At 68.1% G+C, this 23,600-nt stretch carries 18 protein-coding genes; 13 read left to right on the top strand and 5 right to left on the bottom strand.

All coding sequences use genetic code 11. The features are described from left to right. Positions 1 to 267: 267 nt before the first annotated feature. A complete protein-coding gene (locus AC1MED_RS05210) occupies positions 268 to 771 on the bottom strand; it encodes a DUF2231 domain-containing protein (protein ID WP_346960677.1) in 504 nt (167 codons plus the stop codon). 89 nt (positions 772 to 860) lie between these two features. Here AC1MED_RS05210 and AC1MED_RS05205 point away from each other — a divergent pair, with 89 nt between their 5' ends. The 10 genes from AC1MED_RS05205 (at position 861) to AC1MED_RS05160 (ending at position 12,010) form a co-directional block, all read left to right on the top strand. Continuing rightward, positions 861 to 1,379, top strand: a complete 519-nt coding sequence (locus tag AC1MED_RS05205) for a gamma carbonic anhydrase family protein (RefSeq protein ID WP_479785821.1) — start codon at positions 861 to 863, stop codon at positions 1,377 to 1,379. Positions 1,380 to 1,621: 242 nt separating this feature from the next. Continuing rightward, the gene (locus AC1MED_RS05200; RefSeq protein ID WP_346960679.1) at positions 1,622 to 2,812 is read left to right on the top strand and encodes an ROK family transcriptional regulator; all 1,191 of its coding nucleotides are present in this window, start codon (positions 1,622 to 1,624) and stop codon (positions 2,810 to 2,812) included. Positions 2,813 to 2,942: 130 nt separating this feature from the next. Then, positions 2,943 to 4,499 carry a multiple monosaccharide ABC transporter ATP-binding protein gene (gene mmsA, locus AC1MED_RS05195; protein ID WP_479785820.1) on the top strand — a complete coding sequence of 519 codons (1,557 nt, stop codon included), beginning with the start codon at positions 2,943 to 2,945 and terminating at the stop codon, positions 4,497 to 4,499. 45 nt (positions 4,500 to 4,544) lie between these two features. Next, positions 4,545 to 5,813 (top strand): multiple monosaccharide ABC transporter permease, encoded by a 1,269-nt coding sequence (gene mmsB / locus AC1MED_RS05190; RefSeq protein ID WP_479785818.1) that lies wholly within the window; start codon positions 4,545 to 4,547, stop codon positions 5,811 to 5,813. Positions 5,814 to 5,876: 63 nt separating this feature from the next. Further along, complete coding sequence (locus AC1MED_RS05185; protein WP_479785816.1) at positions 5,877 to 6,977, top strand: substrate-binding domain-containing protein; 1,101 nt, start codon at positions 5,877 to 5,879, stop codon at positions 6,975 to 6,977. A gap of 138 nt (positions 6,978 to 7,115) precedes the next feature. Next, complete coding sequence (locus AC1MED_RS05180) at positions 7,116 to 8,186, top strand: Gfo/Idh/MocA family protein (protein WP_479785814.1); 1,071 nt, start codon at positions 7,116 to 7,118, stop codon at positions 8,184 to 8,186. 1,083 nt (positions 8,187 to 9,269) lie between these two features. After that, positions 9,270 to 9,671 (top strand): hypothetical protein, encoded by a 402-nt coding sequence (locus tag AC1MED_RS05175; RefSeq protein WP_479785812.1) that lies wholly within the window; start codon positions 9,270 to 9,272, stop codon positions 9,669 to 9,671. A gap of 89 nt (positions 9,672 to 9,760) precedes the next feature. After that, the gene (locus AC1MED_RS05170; RefSeq protein ID WP_479785810.1) at positions 9,761 to 9,904 is read left to right on the top strand and encodes a hypothetical protein; all 144 of its coding nucleotides are present in this window, start codon (positions 9,761 to 9,763) and stop codon (positions 9,902 to 9,904) included. A 229-nt stretch (positions 9,905 to 10,133) separates the two neighbouring features. Further along, the gene (locus tag AC1MED_RS05165; protein WP_479785809.1) at positions 10,134 to 11,468 is read left to right on the top strand and encodes a serine/threonine-protein kinase; all 1,335 of its coding nucleotides are present in this window, start codon (positions 10,134 to 10,136) and stop codon (positions 11,466 to 11,468) included. Beyond that, positions 11,465 to 12,010, top strand: a complete 546-nt coding sequence (locus AC1MED_RS05160) for a mucin-associated surface protein (RefSeq protein ID WP_479785807.1) — start codon at positions 11,465 to 11,467, stop codon at positions 12,008 to 12,010. The genes AC1MED_RS05165 and AC1MED_RS05160 overlap by 4 nt, the downstream gene beginning before the upstream one ends. Here AC1MED_RS05160 and AC1MED_RS05155 read toward each other — a convergent pair. Then, positions 12,007 to 14,220 carry a catalase gene (locus AC1MED_RS05155; protein ID WP_479785805.1) on the bottom strand — a complete coding sequence of 738 codons (2,214 nt, stop codon included), beginning with the start codon at positions 14,218 to 14,220 and terminating at the stop codon, positions 12,007 to 12,009. The two genes, AC1MED_RS05160 and AC1MED_RS05155, sit on opposite strands and share 4 nt — an antisense overlap. A 284-nt stretch (positions 14,221 to 14,504) precedes the next feature. Here AC1MED_RS05155 and AC1MED_RS05150 point away from each other — a divergent pair, with 284 nt between their 5' ends. Further along, positions 14,505 to 15,107, top strand: coding sequence for an SRPBCC family protein (locus AC1MED_RS05150; RefSeq protein WP_479785804.1), 603 nt, complete (start codon positions 14,505 to 14,507; stop codon positions 15,105 to 15,107). Between the two features lie 141 nt (positions 15,108 to 15,248). Here AC1MED_RS05150 and AC1MED_RS05145 read toward each other — a convergent pair whose 3' ends face one another. Further along, positions 15,249 to 17,468, bottom strand: coding sequence for an NADP-dependent isocitrate dehydrogenase (locus AC1MED_RS05145; RefSeq protein ID WP_479785802.1), 2,220 nt, complete (start codon positions 17,466 to 17,468; stop codon positions 15,249 to 15,251). Between the two features lie 270 nt (positions 17,469 to 17,738). On the opposite strand from AC1MED_RS05145, the gene AC1MED_RS05140 reads away from it, so the two are divergent. Next, on the top strand, positions 17,739 to 18,713 hold the full coding sequence (locus tag AC1MED_RS05140; protein ID WP_479785800.1) for a trypsin-like serine peptidase: 975 nt from the start codon (positions 17,739 to 17,741) through the stop codon (positions 18,711 to 18,713). A 685-nt stretch (positions 18,714 to 19,398) separates the two neighbouring features. Here AC1MED_RS05140 and purH read toward each other — a convergent pair. Further along, positions 19,399 to 21,084, bottom strand: coding sequence for a bifunctional phosphoribosylaminoimidazolecarboxamide formyltransferase/IMP cyclohydrolase (gene purH, locus AC1MED_RS05135; protein WP_479785798.1), 1,686 nt, complete (start codon positions 21,082 to 21,084; stop codon positions 19,399 to 19,401). A 150-nt stretch (positions 21,085 to 21,234) separates the two neighbouring features. On the opposite strand from purH, the gene AC1MED_RS05130 reads away from it, so the two are divergent. Beyond that, on the top strand, positions 21,235 to 22,587 hold the full coding sequence (locus AC1MED_RS05130) for an MFS transporter (RefSeq protein WP_346960690.1): 1,353 nt from the start codon (positions 21,235 to 21,237) through the stop codon (positions 22,585 to 22,587). Between the two features lie 109 nt (positions 22,588 to 22,696). Here the strand turns inward: AC1MED_RS05130 and AC1MED_RS05125 are convergent, their stop codons facing one another. Next, on the bottom strand, positions 22,697 to 23,590 hold the full coding sequence (locus AC1MED_RS05125; RefSeq protein WP_479785796.1) for a hypothetical protein: 894 nt from the start codon (positions 23,588 to 23,590) through the stop codon (positions 22,697 to 22,699). Positions 23,591 to 23,600 lie beyond the last annotated feature (10 nt).

Genomic DNA, 23,600 nt, shown 5'->3' with positions numbered 1-23,600 from the left:
CGGCTTTCCCCCAACCCTCCCTCCCATCAGGGCGGCTTTCCCCCAACCCTCCCGCACGTGTGGCGGGAGCGTTCCGTCAATAGCCGCCGAACCTGCGGGAGCGTCCCGTCAATAGCCGCCAAACCTGCGGGAGCGTCCCTTCAATAGCCGCCGAACCTGCGGGAGCGTCCCGTCAATAGCCGCCAAACCTGCGGGAGCGTCCCGTCAATAGCCGCCAAACCTGCGGGAGCGTCCCGTCAATAGCCGCCAAACCTGCGGGAAGGTCTGTCAGGGGCGCTGGACGCTGCGCATGTAACCGCCCAGGAATCCCCCCACCACCAACAGGATGGCGCCCGCCCGGGCCAGGCCAATGCCCAGCCGGTGGCGGTCCTTACGCCGGGCGCGCCAGGATGCCAAGAAGATCAGCGTCGCGGTGAAATTTGCGACGGCGTGGACGACGCCGACGCGCCGCGTGGCAGGATCGGCCCGCGCCCACTCGGCCCAGCCGCTGAGCCCGGTCGGCGCCGCCGCGAGGACGCCGAGGCCCACCAGCCTGCGCGCGGCGCGGCGGCTGCCCTCGTCCGGAAACAGGTCCAGGAACATCGCCATGAACCAGGCCCCGAAGGGCACGTCGGTGAGGATTGTGTGCGGCGGGATGCCGGTGGCGTCGCCGTGGAAGAAGCGCCGGAGCCGCGGGTCGGCAATCAGCCGGGCGGCCAGCGGCTCTGCGGTCCGGACGGCCGGATCGAGCACCTCGGCATCCTCCAACCGTTTCATCAACTGCAGGAACATGACTGCCTCCTGGGGGTGTGCGTCGGGATGGCCCCGATCCTACTCAGCGCCGCCCGGCCCGCAAGGGGCCAGTGTCCTAGGCTGGAGGCATGAGCCCCGTATACGCTTTCGCCGGCAACACCCCGGCCGTCCACGAATCCGCCTTCGTTGCCCCGAGCGCCTCGGTGATCGGCAAGGCCACCCTGGCCGAGAACTCCAGCGCCTTCTACGGCGTCTGCGTCCGCGCCGACACCGCCACGATCACCGTGGGCGCCGGGACCAACCTGCAGGACAACGTCGTGCTGCACGCGGACCCTGATTTCCCCTGCGCCATCGGCGCCCGGGTCAGCGTGGGCCACGGCGCGGTGGTGCACGGCTGCACGGTCGAGGACGACTGCCTGATCGGTATGAGTGCCACCATCCTCAACGGCGCGGTGATCGGCGCCGGCTCGCTCGTGGCCGCCGGCGCCGTGGTCCTGGAGGGCACCGTGGTACCGCCCCGCTCGCTTGTCGCCGGGGTGCCGGCGAAGGTCCGCCGCGAACTGAGCGACGAGGAGTTCGACAGCGTCAAGCACAACGCCGCGCATTACCAGGACCTCGCGCGCGCGCACCGCGAGCTGCACGCCTGACCAGCCCCACCGCTGCACCCGTCCCTCCCCACCCGCCGCACCCAGAGGCCGAACGTACACTTGGGGCCCCAAACCGGTCGGTTTCGTGGGCCCCAAGTGTACGTTCGCGCCGGGGTGCGGGGCCCGCGGGGGCCGCAAGTGTACGTTCGCGCTTCCCGGGCGGGTGGACCGGAGGAGACACGGCTCCGGGCCGTTGCGTTAACTTCTTGACTACAAGGCCCCGATGGGGCACTCTTCATTGCATGCCCTCACCAACGCGCTCAACGAGGAGCCGCACCAAAAACCCCGGGTCGCAATCCGCCCTTCGGCATCTGAACCAGCAGCGGATCATCGAATGCCTGCTGGCCGGGCCCTCCACCCAGGCGGAGCTGGCCCGGCAGACCGGCCTCTCGACGGCCACGGTCTCGAACATCGTCAAGATCATGCAGGACGCCGGGCTGGCGTCCACCGAGCCGATCACCAGCTCCGGCCGCCGCGCCCTGAACGTCCGGCTCAACAGCAACGGCGCCGTCGCCGTCGGCATCGACTTCGGCCGCCGCCACCTGCGGGTGGTCCTGGCCTCGCTGAGCTACCACGTCGTCGCCGAGGAATCGGTCCTGCTGCCACTGGGCCACCACGCCGAGGAAGGCATCACGGCCGCCGTCGGGGTGCTGGACCGGCTGCTGGCCAGCAGCGGCGTGGAACGCAGCGCCCTGGTGGGCGCCGGCGTCGGGATACCGGGCCCCATAGACCGCCGTACCGGCACCGTGGCGCAGGGCGCCATCCTGCCCGAATGGGTGGGCATTAACATCCTCGAACGGCTCGAGGACGCGCTGGATCTCCCGGTTTTCGTCGACAACGACGCCAACCTCGGCGCCCTGTCCGAGGTGACCTGGGGCCCGCACACCGGCATCAGCAACCTGCTCTTTTTGAAGATCGGCTCGGGCATCGGCGCCGGCCTGATCCTGAACGGAATGCCGTACTACGGCAACGTCGGCATCACCGGCGAAATCGGCCACGCCACCATCCACGAGCACGGCCTGGTCTGCCGCTGCGGCAACCGCGGCTGCCTGGAAACGATCGCCTCGACCACCACCATGATCGAGCTCCTGGGCCGCGGCGAGGACAAGCCGCTGACACCCGAGGACATTGTGCGCAAGGCCCTCGCCCGGGACTCTGCAACGCTCCGCGTTGTGGACGACGCCGGGCTCGCCGTCGGCCGCGCGCTGGGAAACGTCGCCAACCTGATCAACCCCGAGGTGATCGTGGTGGGAGGTCCGCTGGCAGGGCTCGGCGAGGTGCTGCTGGACCCGATCCGGCGCGGCCTGGTGCGCCACGCGGTGCCCGTGATCGGCGAAACCACCACCCTGACGATGTCCTCGCTCGGCGACCGGGCCGAGGCCTTGGGCGCCACGGCCCTGGTCTTCCAACACGCAGGAATCCGGCGAAACTAAAGCAGCCGTTACCAGGCCGTTGCGTTAAAGACTTGACGACAACGGCGTGATCCAGTTTACTTTTCCATCAGACGGCCCTGCGGTTTGCAGGGGCGGACAACGAAGTCATGCATTGGAGGCGTAAGGGCAGATGACGTCCCTCAACACGCACAGCGATCCGATAATTCTCGAGATGCGCTCCATCACCAAAGAGTTCCCCGGCGTTAAAGCATTGGCCGAGGTGAACCTGCGGGTGAAGGCCGGCGAGATCCACGCCATCTGCGGTGAAAACGGCGCAGGAAAATCCACCCTCATGAAGGTCCTCTCGGGCGTTTACCCCTACGGCAGCTACACCGGCGACATCGTCTACCAAAGCGAAGTCCAGCAGTTCAAGGACATCCGGGCCAGCGAGCACGCCGGCATCGTGATCATCCACCAGGAGCTGGCGCTCATCCCCGAGCTGTCCATCATGGAAAACATCTTCCTGGGCAACGAGCCCACCCGGCGCGGCGTGATCGACTGGGCCGAGGCACGGATCCGCTCCACCGAACTGCTCGCCCGGGTCGGCCTCCGCGAGGACCCGGACACCCCGGTCAAGGAAATCGGCGTCGGCAAGCAGCAGCTGGTCGAGATCGCCAAGGCGCTGAACAAGAAGGTCAAGCTCCTCATCCTCGACGAGCCCACCGCGGCGCTGAACGAATCCGACTCCCAGCACCTACTGGATCTGATCCTGGGCCTGAAGGGCCGCGGCATCACCTCGATCATCATTTCGCACAAGCTCAACGAGATCGAGCAGATCGCCGATTCCATCACGATCATCCGCGACGGCAAGTCGATCGAGACCCTCGACGTCAAGGCCGACGGCGTCGACGAGGACCGCATCATCAAGGGCATGGTGGGCCGGACCCTGGAATCCCGCTTCCCGGAGCACGAGCCCAAGATCGGCGAGACGTTCTTCGAGGTCAAGAACTGGAACGTGGGGCACCCGCAGATCCAAGACCGCCTGGTCTGCAAAAACTCCAACTTCTTCGTCCGCCGCGGCGAGATCGTCGGCTTCGCCGGCCTGATGGGCGCCGGGCGCACCGAGCTCGCCCGGTCCCTCTTCGGCCGTTCCTACGGCCGCTTCATCTCCGGCCAGGTCTACAAGGACGGCAAAGAACTGCACCTGAAGACCGTCAAGCAGGCCATCGACGCCGGCCTCGGCTACGTCACCGAGGACCGCAAGTCCCTGGGCCTGAACCTGCTGGACGACATCAAGGCCACCACGGTCTCGGCGGCGCTGAAGAAAATCAGCAAGCACAACGTGGTCGACGCCGACAAGGAATTCACCGTCGCCGAGCAGTACCGCAAGTCGCTGCGCACCAAGACGCCGTCCGTGGAGGAAGGCGTCGCCAAGTTGTCCGGCGGCAACCAGCAGAAGGTGGTGCTGGCCAAGTGGATGTTCACCGACCCGGACCTGCTGATCCTGGACGAGCCGACCCGCGGCATCGACGTCGGCGCCAAGTACGAGATTTACGGGATCATCCAGCAACTGGCCAACCAGGGCAAGGGCGTGATCGTGATCTCCTCGGAGCTCCCCGAACTGCTGGGGCTCTCCGACCGCATCTACACCATCTTCGAAGGCGCCATCACCGGCGTGGTGAACAAAGACGAAGCCAGCCAGGAAAGCCTCATGAAACTCATGACTTCCGCCCGCAAGACCGCCTGACACTCTGGACCATCCAGAACATTCCGGACAACAAGGACTGACAAAATGAACGCGCTCAAGAAGCTCTTTGGCGGCAATACCCGCCAATTCGGCATGATCTTCGCCCTGGTTGCACTGATCGTCTTCTTCCAGATCGCCACCGGGGGCAACACCCTCACCCCGGGCAACGTGATCAACCTCTTCAACGGCAACTCCTACATCCTGATCCTCGCAATCGGCATGGTGCTGGTGATCATCGCCGGCCACATCGACCTCTCGGTCGGCTCGGTCGCGGCGTTCGTCGGCGTCAGCGTCGCCCTGATGATCCAGGACTGGGGCATCCCGTGGTACCTCGGCATCCTGTTCGGCCTGCTGCTCGGCGTCCTGATCGGCGCCTGGCAGGGCTTCTGGACCGCCTACGTCGGCATTCCGGCCTTCATCGTCACGCTGGCCGGCATGCTGCTCTTCCGCGGCTTCAACCAGTTCGTCGGCAAGTCCAACACCATCCCGGTCCCCGCCGACTTCCAGTACATCGGTTCCGGCTACCTGCCTGAATTCGGGCCCGTCACCGGCTACAACAACCTGACCCTGCTGCTGGGGCTGGCCGGCGCCGCCTTCGTGATCGTCGGCGAGATCCGCTCCCGCCGGAAGGCCAAGGCCCTGGGCGCCGAGGTGCCCGAAGCCTGGGTGACCGTCACCAAGCTCGTCCTGATCTGCGGCGCCATCCTCTATGCGACGTACCTGTTCGCGACCGGCCGCCCGGGCACCTCGTTCCCGATCCCGGGCCTGATCCTGGCCGTCCTGGTCCTGGTCTACGGCTTCATTTCCTCCAAGACCATCGTCGGCCGCCACGTCTACGCCGTCGGCGGCAACCGCCACGCCGCCGAGCTGTCCGGGGTGCAGTCCAAGAAGGTCAACTTCCTGGTGATGATGAACATGTCCATCCTGGCCGGCCTGGCCGGCATGATCTTCGTCGGCCGCTCCACCGCATCCGGCCCGTTCGACGGCGTGGGCTGGGAACTTGACGCCATCGCCGCCGTCTTCATCGGCGGCGCCGCGGTAACCGGCGGCGTCGGCACCGTGATCGGCTCGATCGTCGGTGGCCTCGTGATGGCCGTGCTGAACAACGGCCTGCAGCTGCTCGGCGTCGGCGCCGACCTGACCCAGATCATCAAGGGCCTCGTGCTCCTGATCGCCGTTGCCTTCGACGTCTACAACAAGTCCCAGGGCAAGCGGTCGATCATCGGCATGATGATGAAGAACTTCGGCCGCGGCAACGAGATCAAGCCCGACGAGACCACTTCCACCAAAGAGGTCATTGCCAAGGAAGCCTGATCGGTTTCCCGGCCCCCGAACCCCTGATTCTCCGAACACCATCTAAAGAAAGTGAACCAAGCAATGCAAATGATTGGTAAAGCAGGAAAGGCAGCAGCAATCGCTGCTATTGCGGCACTGGCGCTGACAGCCTGCGGCCGTTCCGACAGCGGAACTTCCGGTGGCGCGAGCGGCGGTGGCGAGGCGTTCCCCAAGGACTCCTCGATCGGCGTCGCACTCCCCCAGAAGACCAGCGAAAACTGGGTGCTGGCAGAGAAGCTGTTCAACGACGGCCTCAAGGGTGCCGGGTTCAAGGCTGACGTGCAGTTCGCCAACGGCGGCGTCTCGGAACAGCAGAACCAGATCAGCGCCATGGTCACCAAGGGTGCCAAGGTCATCATTGTGGGTGCCATCGACGGCGCCCAGCTGGGCACCCAGCTCAAGCAGGCCAAGGACGCCGGCGCGACGATCATCGCGTACGACCGTCTGCTCCTGAACACCCCCAACGTGGACTACTACGTGGCATACGACAACTTCAAGGTTGGCGAGCTGCAGGGCCAGGCACTGCTGGACGGCATGAAGGCCAAGAAGCCCTCGGGCCCGTACAACATCGAACTCTTCGCCGGTTCCCCCGATGACGCCAACGCGAAGGTCTTCTTCGACGGCGCCATGAAGGTGCTCCAGCCGAAGATCGACGACGGCACCCTCGTGGTGAAGTCCGGCCAGAAGTCCTTCAACCAGGCCGTTACCCAAGGCTGGAAGGCTGAGAACGCCCAGCGTCGTGCCGACACCCTGCTGAACAGCAACTACGGCAGCGCCACGCTGGACGGCGTGCTGTCCCCGAACGACACGCTGGCCCGCGCCGTCCTGACCTCGGTCAAGGCCGCCGGCAAGCCGTTGCCGATCATCACCGGGCAGGACTCCGAGGTTGAGTCCGTGAAGTCGATCATGGCCGGTGAGCAGTACTCCACCATCAACAAGGACACCCGCAAGCTCGTCGAGCACGCGATCACCATGGTCAAGGACATCCAGGCCGGCAAGAAGCCTGAGATCAACGATGACAAGTCCTACAACAACAAGGTCAAGACCGTCCCGGCCTACCTGCTGGAGCCGGTCATCGTGACCAAGGAAAACGTCAAGACGGCCTACGTCGACGATCCGGTACTCGGACCGATCACCAAGTAGCCTGACGCTCCAACACCTGGGCCCCGGACCTCCCTGCAAGGGAGGGCCGGGGCCCTTTTGTGTCCCACCCCGCATCCCTCCCGCAGCTCACGCCACCAAAACCGCAGCCCTCCCGCAGACGGGTGAGAGGATGGCACCATGACTGCCCCCATCGCCAAGCCCTGGCTCTCCAGCCAACCCGACCAGGATCCGCGGACCGCCACCGGAGCCAGGCTGCGGTGGGGCGTGATCGCCACCGGCGGGATCGCCGCCGCCGTGACCCGGGACCTGGAGCTGCTCTCCGACGCCGAGCTCTACGCGGTGAGCTCGCGCAGCCAGGCCGCGGCCGAGGCGTTCGCGGCCGACTACGGCTTCGCCAGGGCCTACGGCGACCAGGACGGCGCGGCCGGCTACGAACGGCTGCTCGCCAACGACGCGGTCGACGTCGTCTATGTCGCCACTCCGCACGCCCACCATCACGAAATCGCCCTGGCGGCGCTGCAGGCGGGCAAGCATGTCCTGTGCGAGAAAGCCCTTACGGTCAATGCGCGGGAGGCCGCCGAACTTGTGGCGCTGGCACGGGACCAGGGCCTGTTCCTGATGGAAGCCATGTGGAGCCGGTTCCTGCCCAGCCTGCAGCGCGCTTTCGAGATTGCCGCTTCGGGCGAAATCGGCGAGGTCAAGTGGGTGGGGGCCGACCTGGGTTTCCCGGCCCCGTACTCCCCCACCTCCCGGCTCTGGGCACCCAGGGACGGCGGCGGCGCCCTGCTGGACATCAGCATCTACCCGCTGCTGTGGGCGCTGGGCACGCTGGGGTTCCCGCAGACGGTCAGTGCCACCGGCTGGATCAACGACGACGGCGTGGACGCCCAGAACGCGCTGACCCTGGGCTACCACCACGGCGCCCAGGCTCAGCTGACGTCCTCGCTTCTGGCCCACGGTCCGCGCGCCGCCACCGTTGCCGGCAGCCAAGGCTTCCTGCAGAGCCTGGGGTCCGTCAACAACCCCAAGGAACTGGTGGTGCGGGTCGGCTTCGAGGAGCCGCGCACCGAGCAGTTCAGTGTGGTGGGGCGCGGCTACAGCTACGAACTCCGCGAAGTGACCCGCTGCATCCAGCAGGGGCTCACCGAGAGCCCGGTCATGCCGCTGGAAGATTCCCTGAACACCATGCGGTTGTTCGACGGCGTCCGCGCGCAACTCGGGGTGAGCTACCCGAACGACGTGCGCTGACCGCTAAAACCCGGGCCCCTCGACTCCAATTCGCGCCGCGCTATGGACTCGCCCCGGCCCCCGGACTTACGCTGTAGACCAATCGTCGATAGCTTTCGGGGAGGTGTGTTGCGCATGGAATTTGCCGCAAGCCCTCCCCGTCCACACCCTCTCCCGGTTCGCCGCTATCTGCAGCGGGGGCTCCTGGCGGTGGGGGCCGGGCTGACCTGGCTGGCACTGTCTGCGGCCCCGGCCAACGCCGGGGAGCTCACGGTTTCCAGCGCGGTTCCGGTGCCTGGCTCGGCGGTCGTGACCATGATCCAGTTGCCGAAATCCGATGATCCGCTGGCGCCCAGCCCGGTGGCCCAGCCGCCGGACGGCACGTCCCAGCCAGCGGTGAGCCCTGCCCCTGATCCTGTTCCGGCGCCCGTTGCTGATCCTGTTCCTGCCCCTGTTGCTCCTGTTCCTGCGCCTGTTGCTCCTGTCGCTGCCGGGCCTGTTTCTTCCCCGGTGGCGCCCCTTACTCCAGTGACCCCGGACCCGTTGCCGCTGATGCCGGTCGCGCAGGTGGATCCGGTCCCGCAGGTTGTTGAGCCCCTGGTCCCCGTGTCCCCTGCTTCGGAGCCGGTGGCCGAGCCACCTGCCGCGCAGCTGGAGCCGGTCCCGCAGGTTGTTGAGCCGCCGGCCACCGTTCCTCCCGCACCGGAGCCGGCGTCAGAGCCTGCCCCCGGCCCCGGGCCCGTCCCGATCGGCGAGCCTCCGCCGCCAGCCGTTGATCCCGCCGTTCCGGTGACGAGTCCCGATACGGACCTAGACGCCTTGCCCGGCACCGAACCCGGCACCCAGCCTGCTCCCGGGCCAACGCTTCCGGCGGGTGACCCCGCCCCCGGTACGGTGCCGCCGACGCCGTCGCCCGCGGTGGTGCCACCCGTCCCCAGCCCCGTGGCCAGCCCTGGGACCAGTTCCATTGCCGCCCCTAACGCTCCGGCGACTGCTCCGGCACCGCGCGTCCAGCCAGGGAGCAGCGTCGTGGCTGCCTCCCCGGCTCCTCCTGCGAAGGCGCTCAGTGCTGACGCCGGAGGACAGCCGCAGCGCTTTGCCGGCATGGACGTTCAGCCCGCAGCGCTCCCCGGCGCCCTTGCCTTCCTTGCCCTCCCGGAACAGGGGGGCCCGCTGAGTCCGCCCGTTGACCTGGCCACCGGCGGAAACCGCCCTCCGGCCCACCCCCGTTCCTCGGGCGACGGCGCTCCTGCGGCGCCGACCGGCAACGACGACGGGCCCCGCCCGTACGGCGGCGGTCCCGGCCTGCCGGCACCGAACGCCCTTCCTGCGGCACCCGGGTCAGCTTCCGGCAGCGGGTCCGCGTCCGCCGGGCCCTCCGGCGCTGCCGCGCTGACACCCAGCGCGTTCTTCCTCATTCCGCCAGTGGGCACCGATCCCATCAGCGGCCCGTTACAGCACGTCCATCCGGCTGATTCCGCCGATCCCGGGTCATCTCCTGACTAGTCGGGCCGTTCTCTGCCATTTTCCTGCGCAGAGCACGGTCCTTCGGGTTGCCATGTGCACCCGCCACCAGTCATTCAGGAGCTTTCCCCATGGACACCACCGTCCGCGTCCGGCCGACCGCCACCCCCGCCAGGGGCACCGTCTCAGTGCCCTTGGCGGTAGGCCCGGCTGCCGCGTTCCTGCCGCAGCACCCCACCCCCGCGATAGCCCCGGCCGCGGGACGCCCGCCCTAACCGCGGGCGCTCCCGTCCAGGTCCATGACCGCCGGAGCGAAGTCGTTGGGTCCGCTGGGGGATTCAACGGCTCCGCGGGCTCCGGCGGGTACCGATTCCTTCCCGTGAAAGGTGGAACCGCCACCACAGATGACCGTGATGAGAGTTGGGTGCTCCGTTGCACCCGGTGCCGGACCTTGATACCCGCGCCCGTATTATTCTTTAGGGACGCCACCGAGGCGCCAGCAAAATGACGGGGAATATCGTGGACGCTTCACCCAGTAAGGTCACGACCGAGATCCTCGGCGGCCGCTACCGTCTGGGCGATGTGATCGGCCGGGGCGGTATGGCGTCCGTTTACTCGGCCCGGGACGAGAATCTGGGCCGAGAGGTCGCGCTCAAGCTGTTCGCGCCGCAGTCCGCGGATGCCGACGAACTCAAACGCCAGCAGGCCGAGATCGAGCTGCTGGCCACGCTCAACCATCCGAGCCTGGTCACACTCTTTGATGCGGGCACGGATACCCGGATCCCGGACGAGCCCAGGCCGTTCCTGACCATGGAGTTGGTGGACGGCCAGGACCTGCGAAGCCGGATACGGCACAGCCCGGTCCCGTTCGACGAGCTGGCCGTCATCGGCGCGGGCCTCGCCGACGCCCTAGCGTACGTCCACTCGCTCGGCATCATCCATCGCGACATCAAGCCGGCCAACGTCCTGCTGGTGCAGGTCCGTCCCGGCGAACCGCTGCGGCCAAAACTGACCGACTTCGGCATCGCCCGGATTGTGGACGGGACCAGGCTCACCGCCACTGGCACGATGGTGGGAACCGCGGCGTATCTCAGTCCCGAGCAGGCGCGCGGCGCGGACATGGGTCCGGCGAGCGACATCTACTCGTTGGGCCTGGTGCTGCTCGAATGCATTAAGGGTTCCGTGGAGTACCCGGGAAGCGCCGTCGAGTCGGCAGTGGCCCGGCTGCACCGGGCCCCTGTGGTGCCGGACGGCGTTCCGGCCGAATGGGCGCAGCTGATCCGGGCCATGACGGCGTTGGACCCCTTGGACCGGCCCGCTGCGGCCGACCTGGAAGTTGCCCTGCGCCAGGCCCTGGTGTCGCCTGACTCACTGCCGGGCCTTCTGGCCGAGGAGCGGACCCGGGTGTTGCCTGCCCCGCCCGCCAGGCCGCCGCTCTCGGCTGCCGCCGCGGGGCTGACCGCACCGGTGAATCCCCCGGACGCCCTCTCCCACCCCGCGCAGGACACGGCTCAGGACACGGCTCAGGACACCGCTCAGGAGCCGGCGCAAACCGCGGCTTCAGGAGCCGGCACGCCGGGCCGGCGCGCCGTGACGCCGCGCGCCGCCAGCCGACGGGAGCGCCGCACAGGCGTCCTGTCCCGTACGGCCGCCGGATTCCGGCGGTCCCGCCGCCGCACCAAGGCCGCCGTGATCCTGGTCCTCGTGGCCCTCCTGGCGGCGGTCGGCGCCGCCTTCTTGCTGGCCGCGCCGAAGCCGCCCGCCGTCGTGCCCTACCCAGCCGTCACCGGCAACCTGGGTGAGCACCTGAAGCAACTGCAGAAGAGCGTGGAACCATGAGCAACATTAACCGGCGTCGCACTTTTGCCGTAGCCGGCCCCCTGGTGGCGGCGGCCCTGATCGCTGGCTCGCTGTCCGGATGCGCCGGTCCAGCTCCCGATTTGGAGAGTGCCGCGGCCCAACAGCTCCAATCCCAGGTGCTGGCCGTCACCGAAGCGGCCGCCACCGAGGACACCGCGAGCGCGCTGAAACTGCTGGATGAACTGGCGGCCAAGCTCGACACGGCCGCCGCGGACGGGCAGGTGTCCTTCAAACGCCACCAAAGCATCACGGCCGCTATCGATGCCGTCCGCGCCGACCTCACCGCCAAGCAAGCGGCGGCTGCCAAGGCCGCGCGGGATGCCGCGGCGGCGAAGCAGGCCGCCGCCGACAAGGCCGCTGCGGCAGCCAAGGCCGCGGCCGAGGCCAAGGCCAAGGCGGCCGCCGCAGCCGAGGCCGCCGCGGCTGCGGTGGCGCCCGCACCCGTTCCCGCCCCGGCACCCGTGAACAACGCGCCGGGCGGAAAAGCTAAGGGCAAGGACAAAGGCAAGGGCGGAGGCTAAGCGCCCGCGGCCGGGAACCGGTCCCAGGCCCGGTGCGCCGCCAGCAGCTCAGTGAGCTGTGGCACCACATCCGCGGGCGCCTCCCCCAGTGCCAGTCCGGTGGCATCCTGCGGGATGCTCGCCGCGTCCAGGACGCCGCCGGCTTCTCCCCAGCCGCCGATTGCCTTGGAGTGCCGGAACAGTTCGGCGAGGAGCAGCACCAGCCTTGGGTCGACGGCGGCGCCCGGCTCGCCCGCCTTGGCGTCCCGGCCCGCCGCCGCGTCCTTTGCCGGCGCACCCGAGCCCGCCAGCAGTACGGCGTCGAACTCGGTGGAGCGCGCGGTGAGGTAACTGCGCTGGACCGGGATCCCGCCGTCGGGCCCGCCCAGGAACCCGCCCGCCGGCGCGATCACCAGCGGCACGATCCCGGCGGCATTCAACGCCTCCCGGGCCGCCTGGACGGAGTCGAGGTCACTGTCCGCGTCCGCGACGATCCCGACCACCCGGCCTGCCACCGGCCAGCTGCCGCCCAGCTGCGAAACCGCCGGGCTCGGGGCCGTGTCCGGGACCTCTTCGCTGGCTGCGGGGGCGTCCATTCCCAGCCCCGCGGCCACCGCCGCGCACAGGCCGGCGTCGATGTTCGCGAGCGCCAGCAGCTGCCGCTCACGGATCGCCTGCTCGCGGCATTTGCCCAGTTCAAAGGTGTACGCCTGGATCACGTGGTCCTGCTCCACGGGCGCCAGGCTGCGGAAGAAGAGGCGGGCCTGGCTGTAGTGGTCGTCGAAAGAGGCCGGTGACTTCCGTTCCTTGACCGCTGCCGCGAGTTCCTCCGGCACATCGATGAAGGCACCGACGTCGGCACCGGCCAGGAAGGGACAGCCGCCGTCCAGGGAGTTCGGATGGTAGGGCGCGGCCCCGCCGTGGACCGCCGTCTGGTGCATCCCGTCACGCAGCATGTCGTTGACCGGTGCGTGCGGTCGGTTGATCGGCAGCTGGCTGAAGTTGGGGCCGCCCAGCCGGCTGATCTGCGTGTCGATGTAGGAGAAGAGGCGCACCTGCAGCAGCGGGTCGTTCGTGACGTCGATCCCGGGCACGAGGTGGCCGGGGTGGAAGGCGACCTGCTCCGTCTCGGCGAAGTAATTCACCGGGTTGGCGTTGAGCGTCATCAGGCCGACCGGCTGCACCGGGGCGAGTTCCTCGGGGACGAACTTGGTGGGGTCCAGCAGGTCGATGCCCTCGAAGAACTCCTCCTCGGTGTCCGGGAAGACCTGCACGCCCAGTTCCCACTCCGGGAAGGCGCCCGCCTCAATGGCATCGGCAAGGTCCCGCCGGTGGAAATCCGGGTCCATGCCGTTGATCAGCTGCGCTTCCTCCCAGACGAGCGAATGCACGCCCTGCTTGGGCTTCCAGTGGAACTTCACCAGGCTGGTCTTGCCCTCGGCGTTGACCAAACGGAAGGTGTGGACGCCGAAGCCCTCCATGGTGCGGAAGGATCGCGGCAGGGCACGGTCGGACATGTTCCACATGGTGTGGGCCTGCGCCTCGGTGTGCAGCGAGACGAAATCCCAGAAAGTGTCGTGCGCGCTCTGGGCCTGCGGGATTTCCCGGTCCGGATGGGGTTTGCCGGCGTGGATGATGTCCGGGAACTTGATGCCGTCCTGGATGAAGAACACCGGGATGTTGTTCCCGACGAGGTCGAACGTGCCTTCGTCGGTATAGAACTTCGTGGCGAAGCCGCGGGTGTCCCGGACCGTGTCCGCGGAGCCCCGCGAGCCGAGCACCGTGGAGAAGCGGACGAAGACCGGGGTCTCGACGTCCTTGGCCAGGAAGCCGGCGCGGCTGATCTTCGCGGCCGTGCCGTAGGAGCGGAAGATGCCGTGGGCGCCGGCGCCGCGGGCGTGGACCACCCGCTCCGGAATGCGTTCGTGATCGAAGTGGGTGATCTTTTCGCGCAGGTGGTGGTCCTGGAGCAGCACGGGGCCGCGGCGGCCGGCCTTCAGCGAGTGGTCCGTGTCGCCGAGCCGGAGCCCCTGCGCGGTGGTCAGGTAGGGACCGGACTGTGCCCGCGAATGGACCGGGGCGCCGGTGGGGGTGCCCGTCGGGGACACGGCTTCGGGTCCTTGCTGGTCCGGTTTGGGCGGCAAGGGTTCGCGGGGCGTGGTGGGTTCCTTCACGGCCGGCGGCTCAGCCGAGGCGGCGCCCGGAATGTTGATGTTGTTCTCGTCGCGCATGGGATTGCTCCTCGGGGTTGGCTGTCTTGGCCCGGCTGTCCGGGGCAAACGGCACCCCCGGGGGCAGAAGCTAAGCTTGCTTAGCACCCTAGGTGAGATACTGGCGGCTGACAACCGTTGTCCGGCGACTTTCCCTCTCCGGGAGATCCGGCTAGCTTGGTCAGTCAGGCCGGAAACGGCCTGACTTTTTCGAAAGCAGTCTCCGACCACTCGTACCACCTTGTACCGTCCGTTGACACGAGGCGCAGGCAGCAGACCTGCCAGCCGAAGGAGTGAAAGCAAGCATGGCAACAGTCCACGAATCCATCGCGGTGAACGTCCCCCTGAGCCAGGCCTACAACCAGTGGACCCAGTTCGAGGATTTTCCGCAGTTCATGAGCGGCGTCGACGCCGTCCGGCAGCTCGATGACACCACCGTCCATTTCGAGACCAGCATCGGCGGGGTCAAACGCGACTACGACGCCCGGATCACCAGCCAGGACCCGGACCGGCAGGTGTCCTGGGAAAGCCTGGACAGTCCCCGCAACGCCGGCACCGTGCGCTTCGCCGAGCTCGGGCCGGCGGAGACCAGGGTCGACGTCGAACTCAGCTGGGAGCCCGACTCCGCCACCGAGAAAATCGGCGCAGCGGTTGGACTGGACTCCCGGCAGGTGGGGGCGGACCTGCAGCGATTCAAGAAGTTCATCGAGGGCCGCGATTTCGAGACCGGAGCATGGCGCGAGCGGGTGAACAACGGGGAAGCGGACGTCCAGCCCGGCGGCCTGACCCCGGTCACCGACCCGGACTACGACGTGCTGGGCACCGGCGCGCCGCTGGACGCGGACCCGGATCTGGCCACCGAACCGGCCAGTGAGGCAGGCGGCGACCGCAGGATCTCCGACCGCTAGGCAGTCGCCGGCCACCAGTAACCTGGCCGGCCGCGGCGGACGACGGCGGCGGCGCGCACCGTCGCCGTCGTCGTCCGCCGGCAGCACTTAAACGCGAACGGCGCACCGGAAACTCCCGGTGCGCCGTTCGCTTGGTGCGGGCTAGCCCAGCAGGGACAGCACTTCGCTGAACTTGGCCGAGGGCCGCATCACGGCGGAGACCTTGGCGTCGTCCGGACGGTAGTAGCCGCCGATGTCCACCGGGGAACCCTGGACGGACAGCAGTTCGCCGACGATGGTCTCCTCGTTGGAGGCCAGGGCGTCGGAGACTGCGGCGAAGGCCGCAGCCAGCTCGGCGTCCTCGCTCTGGCGGGCCAGCTCGTCGGCCCAGAACTTGGCCAGGTAGAAGTGGCTGCCGCGGTTGTCCAGCTCGCCGGCCTTGCGCTTCGGGGACTTGTTCTCCAGCAGGAACGTGCCGGTGGCCCGGTCCAGGGTGTCCGCGAGGACCTGCGCGCGGGCGTTGCCGGTGGAGGTTGCGAGGTGCTCGAAGCTCACAGCGAGTGCCAGGAATTCACCCAGGCTGTCCCAGCGCAGGTGGTTTTCCTTGAGCAGCTGCTGGACGTGCTTCGGGGCGGAGCCGCCGGCACCGGTCTCGAACAGGCCGCCGCCGTTGATCAGCGGAACGATCGAGAGCATCTTGGCGCTGGTGCCGAGCTCGAGAATCGGGAACAGGTCCGTGAGGTAGTCGCGGAGCACGTTGCCGGTGACCGAGATAGTGTCCTCGCCCTTGCGCAGGCGGGCCAGGGTGAAGGCCGTGGCCTCGTCCGGCGCCATGATTTCCAGCTGCAGGCCCTCGGTGTCGTGGTCCTTGAGGTATTCCTCGACCTTGGCGATCATCCGGGCGTCGTGCGCGCGGCCCTTGTCCAGCCAGAACACGGCCGGGGTGGCGGAGGCGCGGGCGCGGGTGACGGCGAGCTTGACCCAGTCGCGGATCGGCACGTCCTTCGTCTGGCAGGCGCGCCAGATGTCACCCGGGGCCCCCTGGTGTTCGATCAGTACGGTGCCGGCGTCGTCGACCACCTGGACGGTGCCGGCGGACTGGATCTCGAAGGTCTTGTCGTGGCTGCCGTATTCCTCGGCGGCCTGGGCCATCAGGCCGACGTTCGGGACGGTGCCCATGGTGGTCGGGTCGAAGGCGCCGTTTGCACGGCAGTCGTCGATAACGACCTGGTAGATCCCGGCGTAGCTGCTGTCCGGCAGGACGGCGAGGGTGTCGGCTTCCTGGCCGTCGCGGCCCCACATGTGGCCGGAGCTGCGGATCATGGCCGGCATCGAGGCATCGACAATGACGTCGGAGGGCACGTGCAGGTTGGTGATGCCCTTGTCCGAGTCGACCATGGCCAGCTCGGGGCCCTCGTTGAGGCCCTTCTGGATGGCCGCTTCGACGTCGCCGCGGATCTCTTCGGGGAGGTCCTCGAGGCCGTTCAGGATGGAGGCGAGGCCGTTGTTCGGGCTCAGCCCGGCCGCGGCGATCTGCTCGCCGTAGGTGGCGAAGAGATCGGAGAAGTACGCCTTGACGACGTGGCCGAAGATGATCGGGTCGGAGACCTTCATCATGGTGGCCTTCAGGTGGGCGGAGAAGAGCACGCCCTCTTCCTTGGCCCGGGCGACCTGGGCGGCGAGGAAGGTGTCCAGGGCCGCGGCGCGCATCACGGTGCCGTCGATGACCTCGCCGGCCAGCACGGGGAAGGCCCGCTTGAGGACCTTGACCGTGCCGTCTTCCTTGACCAGCTGGATCTTGAGGTTGGTGTCCGCCTCGATCACTACGGACTTCTCGTTGGAGCGGAAGTCATCGGCATCCATGTGGGCGACGTTGGTCTTGGACTCCGCGGTCCAGGCGCCCATGGTGTGCGGGTTCTTGCGGGCGTAGTTCTTGACCGAGAGCGGGGCGCGGCGGTCGGAGTTGCCTTCGCGCAGCACCGGGTTCACGGCGGAGCCCTTGATCTTGTCGTAGCGGGAGCGGATGTCCGTCTCCTCGTCCGAGGCGGGGTTGTCCGGGTAGTCCGGCAGGGCGTAGCCCTGTCCCTGGAGCTCGGCGATGGCGGCTTTCAGCTGCGGCACGGAGGCGCTGATGTTGGGCAGCTTGATGATGTTGGCTTCGGGCTTTTTGGCGAGCTCGCCCAGTTCGGCCAGGGCGTCGCTGACGCGCTGCTCTTCGGTGAGGTAGTCGCCGAAGACGGCGATGATGCGGCCGGCTAGCGAAATGTCGCGGGTCTCCACTTCCACACCGGCCGTCGACGCGAACGCCTCGACAATCGGCAAGAACGAATAGGTGGCCAGCATCGGCGCTTCGTCGGTGTGGGTATAGATAATCTTGGCCATTGCTCGGGCGTCTCCCTGAAAGTCTGCGGATATCCGGAAATCTTGTGTTATCTCAACGGCTCTAACTTACCCGAGGTGGTCGGATTGGCGCCTATCCGGGACAGGCGGAGTCGGCCCCGTGACGCCGGGGCCCGCCCTCAGGGTGCGGAAATCTTGCGTGACAAATGTTGACAAATCGCTTTACTCACTCGTCACGTTGGCGTAGCTTCTATCCCATCACAGCGGTCCGCCCCGGCTGGCCGCCCCGCATTCCTCCCGGTTAGGACACCCATGAGAACACCCAAGACTCTGGCCACCAGCCTCCTCAGCCTCTCCGCCGCGGCCCTCCTGGCCGTCAGCGCGGCCGGTGCGGCCACCGCGTCGCCCGCTGCGGCGCAGGACAAGAGGGCCCCGCAGGTGACCAGCCAGTCCGTCGACGGCTCAAAGGCCGCCGACTACTGGACGCCCGACCGCATGAAGTCCGCAATCCCGGGCGACGTGCTGGCGGACAGGGCCCTGGCCCGCGGCAACAAGTCCCCCGCGGCCACCGTGGAGAAGGGCTCGAGCACCCAGATCTCCGGCAAGGCCGCCAGGGGCAAGACCACCCTGCACGCTTCCGAATCACCGGTGTCCAACATCGGCAAGGTGTTCTTCACGATGGGCGGCAGCAACTACGTCTGCTCCGGCAACTCGGTGAGCTCCAGCAATAAGAGCACCGTCTCCACCGCCGGTCACTGCGTCAACGAAGGCCCGGGGGCGTTCGCCACCAACTTCGTCTTCGTACCGGCCTACCTCAACGGCGCTGCGCCCTACGGCAAGTGGGCCGCCAATGCCCTCTACACCCCCACCCAGTGGAGCTCGGCCGGCGACATGCAGTACGACACCGGATTCGCCGTCGTGGACCCGCTGAACGGGCAGACCCTGTCCGACGTCGTCGGTGCTTCCGGCGTCCAGTTCAACGCCGCCCGCGGCCTCACCTACAAGTCTTACGGCTACCCGGCCGCGTCCCCGTTCGACGGGCAGTCGCTGATCAGCTGCACCGGGCCGGCCTCGGACGATCCGAACAACCCGCAGTTCAACTCCCAGGGCATCCCCTGCGACATGACCGGCGGCTCCTCGGGCGGTCCCTGGTTCATCGGCACCAGCTCCTCCGGTTACCAGAACTCCATCAACAGCTACGGCTACGGCACCCGCTCCACCGTGATGTACGGGCCGTACTGGGGCTCGGTGATCCAGCAGGCGTACAGCACCGCCGCAGCCTCCTAAGAACCCCATCCCCCGACGAAACCCCACCCAAGAAAGGAACAGGGCAACGCGGGGTCATTTGCCACCCATCCCCCTCGACAGGGCGGCAAGTGACCCCGCGTCGCTGTGTGCGGGGCCGGGTACGGTGCCGCCGCGTTGCCTCCCCGGGACATGCCCTCCGTACGTGGCAGCCAGCGGACATAATCCCCATATGCCCACCCCTGGCCGCGAAGACTGAGCATGTCCCTCTGGACCGGGGGCCTGTGCCCACCCCTGGCCGCGAAGAATGAGGAAGTCGCACAAGCCCCTCGGGCGCATCCCCCGCACCCAGGATGGACATGCCCTCCGCAGGTGGCAGCCAGTGGACATAATCCCCATATGCCCACCCCTGGCCGCGAAGGCTGAGCATGTCCCTCTGGACCGGGGGCCTGTGCCCACCCCTTGCCTCGAAGAATGAGCAAGTCGCACAAGCCCCTCGGCCGCATCCCCCGCACCCAGGATGGACATGCCCTCCGCAGGTGCCAGCCAGCGGACATAATCCCCATATGCCCACCCCTGGCCGCGAAGAATGGGCATGTCCCGCGGAAACCCTGCACCGGACCTACCCCGCAGCCCGAAACGGCCCCACGGCATCACAAAAAATGGACATGCCCTCCCGGAAAAGGAGGGCATGTCCACTCTTGGCGGCAACCGCTGCGCAGATCCCCTAGTGGAAGAAGTGGCGCGCGCCGGTGAAGTACATCGTGATCCCGGCGGCGTTGGCTGCGGCGATGACTTCCTCGTCCCGGACGGAACCGCCGGGCTGGACGACGGCGCGGACGCCGGCGTTGATCAGGATCTGCAGGCCGTCGGCGAACGGGAAGAACGCGTCCGACGCGGCCACTGCACCGCGGGCACGTTCCGGAGCGCCGGTGGCGTCGGCGTTCGAAGCCCCGCCAGCACCCTCGACGTCGGACTCCACGGACACACCGAGGGTGTTGGCCCGCTCGACGGCGAGGCGGCAGGAGTCGAGCCGGTTGACCTGGCCCATGCCGATACCGACGGCGGCACCGTCGGCGGCGAGCAGGATCGCGTTGGACTTGGCCGCCCGGCAGGCGGTCCAGGCGAAGGCCAGGTCGGCCAGGGTGGCGGCGTCGGCGGCTTCGCCCGCGGCGAGGGTCCAGTTGGCCGGCTTGTCGCCCTCGGCGTCGACCTTGTCCGTGGCCTGGACCAGCATGCCGCCGGAGACCTGGCGGAACTCGGTCGGGTAGCGGCCGTAGCCCTCGGGCAGGGTGAGGAGGCGGATGTTCTTCTTCTTGGCGAGGATCTCCACGGCCTCGTCCTCGAACCCGGGCGCGATGACAACCTCGGTGAAGATCCCGGCCACGGTGCGGGCCATGCCGGCGGTGACGGTGCGGTTGGCCGCGATCACGCCGCCGAACGCGGAGACCGGATCGCAGGCGTGGGCCTTGGCGTGGGCGTCGGCAATCGGGTCCGCCGCGGTCGCGGAGCCCACGGCCACGCCGCAGGGGTTGGCGTGCTTGATGATGGCGACGGCGGGCTCGGCGAAGTCGAACGCGGCGCGCAGGGCGGCGTCGGCGTCGACGAAGTTGTTGTAGCTCATCGCCTTGCCGTGCAGCTGGTCGGCCTGGGCGATGCCGGCCGGGGCGGCCTTGTCCACGTACAGTGCGGCCTGCTGGTGCGGGTTTTCGCCGTAGCGCAGCACCTCGGAGCGTTCCAGGGCCAGGCCGGCGTAGGCGGGCCAGTCGATCACGCCGTCGCCGTCCTCGTCGAGGAACTGGCTGGCGGTCCAGGTCGCCACGGCCGTGTCGTAGGACGCGGTGTGCGCGAACGCCTTGGCGGCGAGCCGGCGCCGGGTCTTCAGGTCAAACCCGCCGGAGGAGGCCGCCTCCACCACGGAACCGTAGGACGCCGGGTCCACCACGATCGCGACGGCGGCGTGGTTCTTCGCGGCTGAGCGCACCATCGCGGGTCCCCCGATGTCGATCTGTTCGACGACGTCGTCCTGCGCGGCGCCGGACTTCACGGTCTCCACGAAGGGGTAGAGGTTCACGACGACGAGGTCGAACGGCTCGATCGCCATGTCCTCGAGGGTCTTCATGTGCGCCGGGACGCGGCGGTCGGCGAGGATGCCGCCGTGCACGCGCGGGTGCAGGGTCTTGACCCGGCCGTCCAGCATTTCCGGGGAGCCGGTGACTTCCTCGACTTCCTGCACGGGGATGCCCGCGGCGGCGATCTTTTTGGCAGTGGAGCCGGTGGAAACGATCTTGACGCCGGCTTCATGCAGGCCCTTGGCGAGCTCCTCCAGACCGGTCTTGTCGTAGACCGAGATGAGGGCCCGGCGGATGGGAACACGGTCGATGGATACACGCTCAAGCTGCGTAAAGCTCACAAAAGTCTCCGTCTTATATCGCGGCGTGGCCGCGGTTGGTGGGGATGCGGCCAGTTTATCGCGTCACGGCTGCGGGGACGCCCGCGCGCCGGAGTGTGAAGCTTCCCCGCCGGCGCGTCCCGGGACGTAGAGTTTTCCCAGGAGGCCGAGATGAATACGTACACCACTGTGCCCAGCGGCGAACAGGTGGTCCAGGAACTGCCGTGGCGGTGGAAGGTCCAGGGCCGGATCTTCCTGATCGGCGGCCTGGGCTTTATGTTCGACGCCTGGGACGTCACGCTCAACGGCATCCTCATTCCGCTGCTGTCCAAGCACTGGTCCCTGAGCCCGGGCGACGCGGCCTGGATCGGCACGTCGAACCTGATCGGCATGGCCCTGGGCGCCTTCGTCTGGGGCACCATCGCGGACACCATCGGCCGCAAGAAGGCCTTCACCGCCACGCTGCTGATCTTCTCGATCTTCACGGTGCTGGGCGCCTTCTCCCCCGACTTCCTCTGGTTCGTCGCGTTCCGGTTCATGGCGGGCTTCGGCCTGGGCGGCTGCATCCCGGTGGATTACGCGCTGGTGGGCGAGTTCACGCCGCGCAGGCAGCGCGGCCGGGTCCTCACCGCGATGGACGGCTGGTGGCCGATTGGCGCGGCGCTGTGCGGCTTCGTTTCTGCCGGGCTCATCGCCGCTTTCGCCGACTGGCGGCTGACCATGCTGATCATGGTGCTGCCCGCGCTGCTGGTGTTCTGGATCCGGCGCAGCGTCCCGGAGTCGCCGCTGTTCCTGATCCGCAAGGGCCGCCGCGAGGAAGCCGCCAAGGTGATCGACGCCCTGGTCGCGGCCACCGGCGCCGAAGCCCGGGTCTACAGCCTGCCCGAACCCCAGGACGCGCCCCGGCTCTCCGCCGGCAGCGCCTGGACCCAGCTCCGCGCGCTCTGGCAGTTCAACTGGAAGATCACGACGGCGGCTTGGGCTTTGTTCTTCAGCATCCTGCTGGTCTATTACCTGTCGCTGACCTGGATGCCGCGGATCCTGATCGGCGCCGGCTTCGAGGAGTACAAGGCATTCCTCACGACGGCGTCGATGGCCGCCGTCGGGCTGCTGGGCGTGGTGGTCGCCGCGCTGCTGGTGGAGCGGACGGGCCGCAAGTGGATCCTGGCCATCACCGGCCCGCTGTCGGCGCTGACCCTGGTGATCGTCGCCGTCGTGGTGGACATCCCGACGGCGGCCGTGTTTTGGCTGCTGGTGTTCGGCTTTGTGGTGCAGGTGGCCATCCCGGTGCTGTACGCCTACGTGTCCGAGCTGTACCCGACCGAACTTCGCGGCTCGGGTTTCGGCTGGGCCTCGACGTTCTCCCGGCTCGGTGCCGGCTTCGGGCCGCTGGTCTTCGCTGCGTTCCTGTGGCCGGAGCTGGGGCTGGCGACGTCCTTCGCGCTGGCTGGCGGCCTGGTGTTGATCTCGGTGCTCTGGATGGCGTTCTTCGCCCCGGAGACCAAGCAGCGCCGGCTGGAATAGCTCCGCAGCCAGTTCGACTACCGGCCCGGAAACGCCGAAATGCCCTATCACTTGTAGTGGCCCTGAGGGTCTCAGCAGCACAACAAGTGATAGGGCATCCGGGGTGCGGTTACTGGATGCAGGTGACGTAGACCGTCATGGCCGTCGTGGTCTTCTGCGTGACGGTCCACGCCGTCGGTGTTCCCGCGGTGTTGATGACCGGCTGGCTGATGACGGCGCCGTTGTTTCCGGTGGTCGAACCCAGCGAGTAACCTCCGGAGACAGCCGTCTTGCCTGTCGGGCACGCGGCCGTCAGGGTCAGGGCGGTCGTGCCGCTGATGGATTCGACACTCACGCTTGTGGAGGCCGCCGCTCCGGTTGCCCCGGTGGCTCCGGTTCCGCCCGTGGCACCGGCGGGTCCAACCGGGCCGGCAGGGCCGGCAGCCCCGGTGTCGCCCTTCTCGCCCTGTGGGCCGGCTGCGCCGGTAGCACCCGTGGCGCCGGTTTCACCGGTGGCGCCGGTGTCACCCTTCTCGCCCTGGGCACCGGTGGCTCCCGTTGCACCGGTGTCACCCTTTTCGCCCTGGGCACCGGTGGCTCCGGTCTCGCCGGTGTCACCCTTTTCCCCCTGGGCTCCCTGGGCACCGGTCGCGCCGGTGGCACCCGTAGCGCCGGTCTCGCCGGTATCGCCCTTCTCCCCCTGGACGCCCTGGGCTCCGGTCTCGCCGGTGGCGCCTGTCGCCCCGTCGGCACCCGCGGCGCCGGCGTCACCGGTGTCGCCCTTGAGGCCCTGGATGCCCTGCAGCCCCTGGATACCCTGGATGCCCTGGATCCCCTGCATGTTCCAAGAGATCGCGGTTTCCTTCTTCAGATCGCACGATCCCCCGGGCGCCAGGACCCGGAGCTGACCGCCGTTATTGATGTTGTAGCAGCCGCTGATTTCGCTGCCGCCCGACGTCGTCGATACGGCATAGGCGGCAGTAACGGCGCCCGTTCCGATGACGAGCGCCGCGGTGGCAAACAAAACCTTTGGA

The organism is Arthrobacter sp. BI5 (genome assembly GCF_056680065.1).
This window is presented reverse-complemented; position numbering and strand designations above follow the sequence as displayed.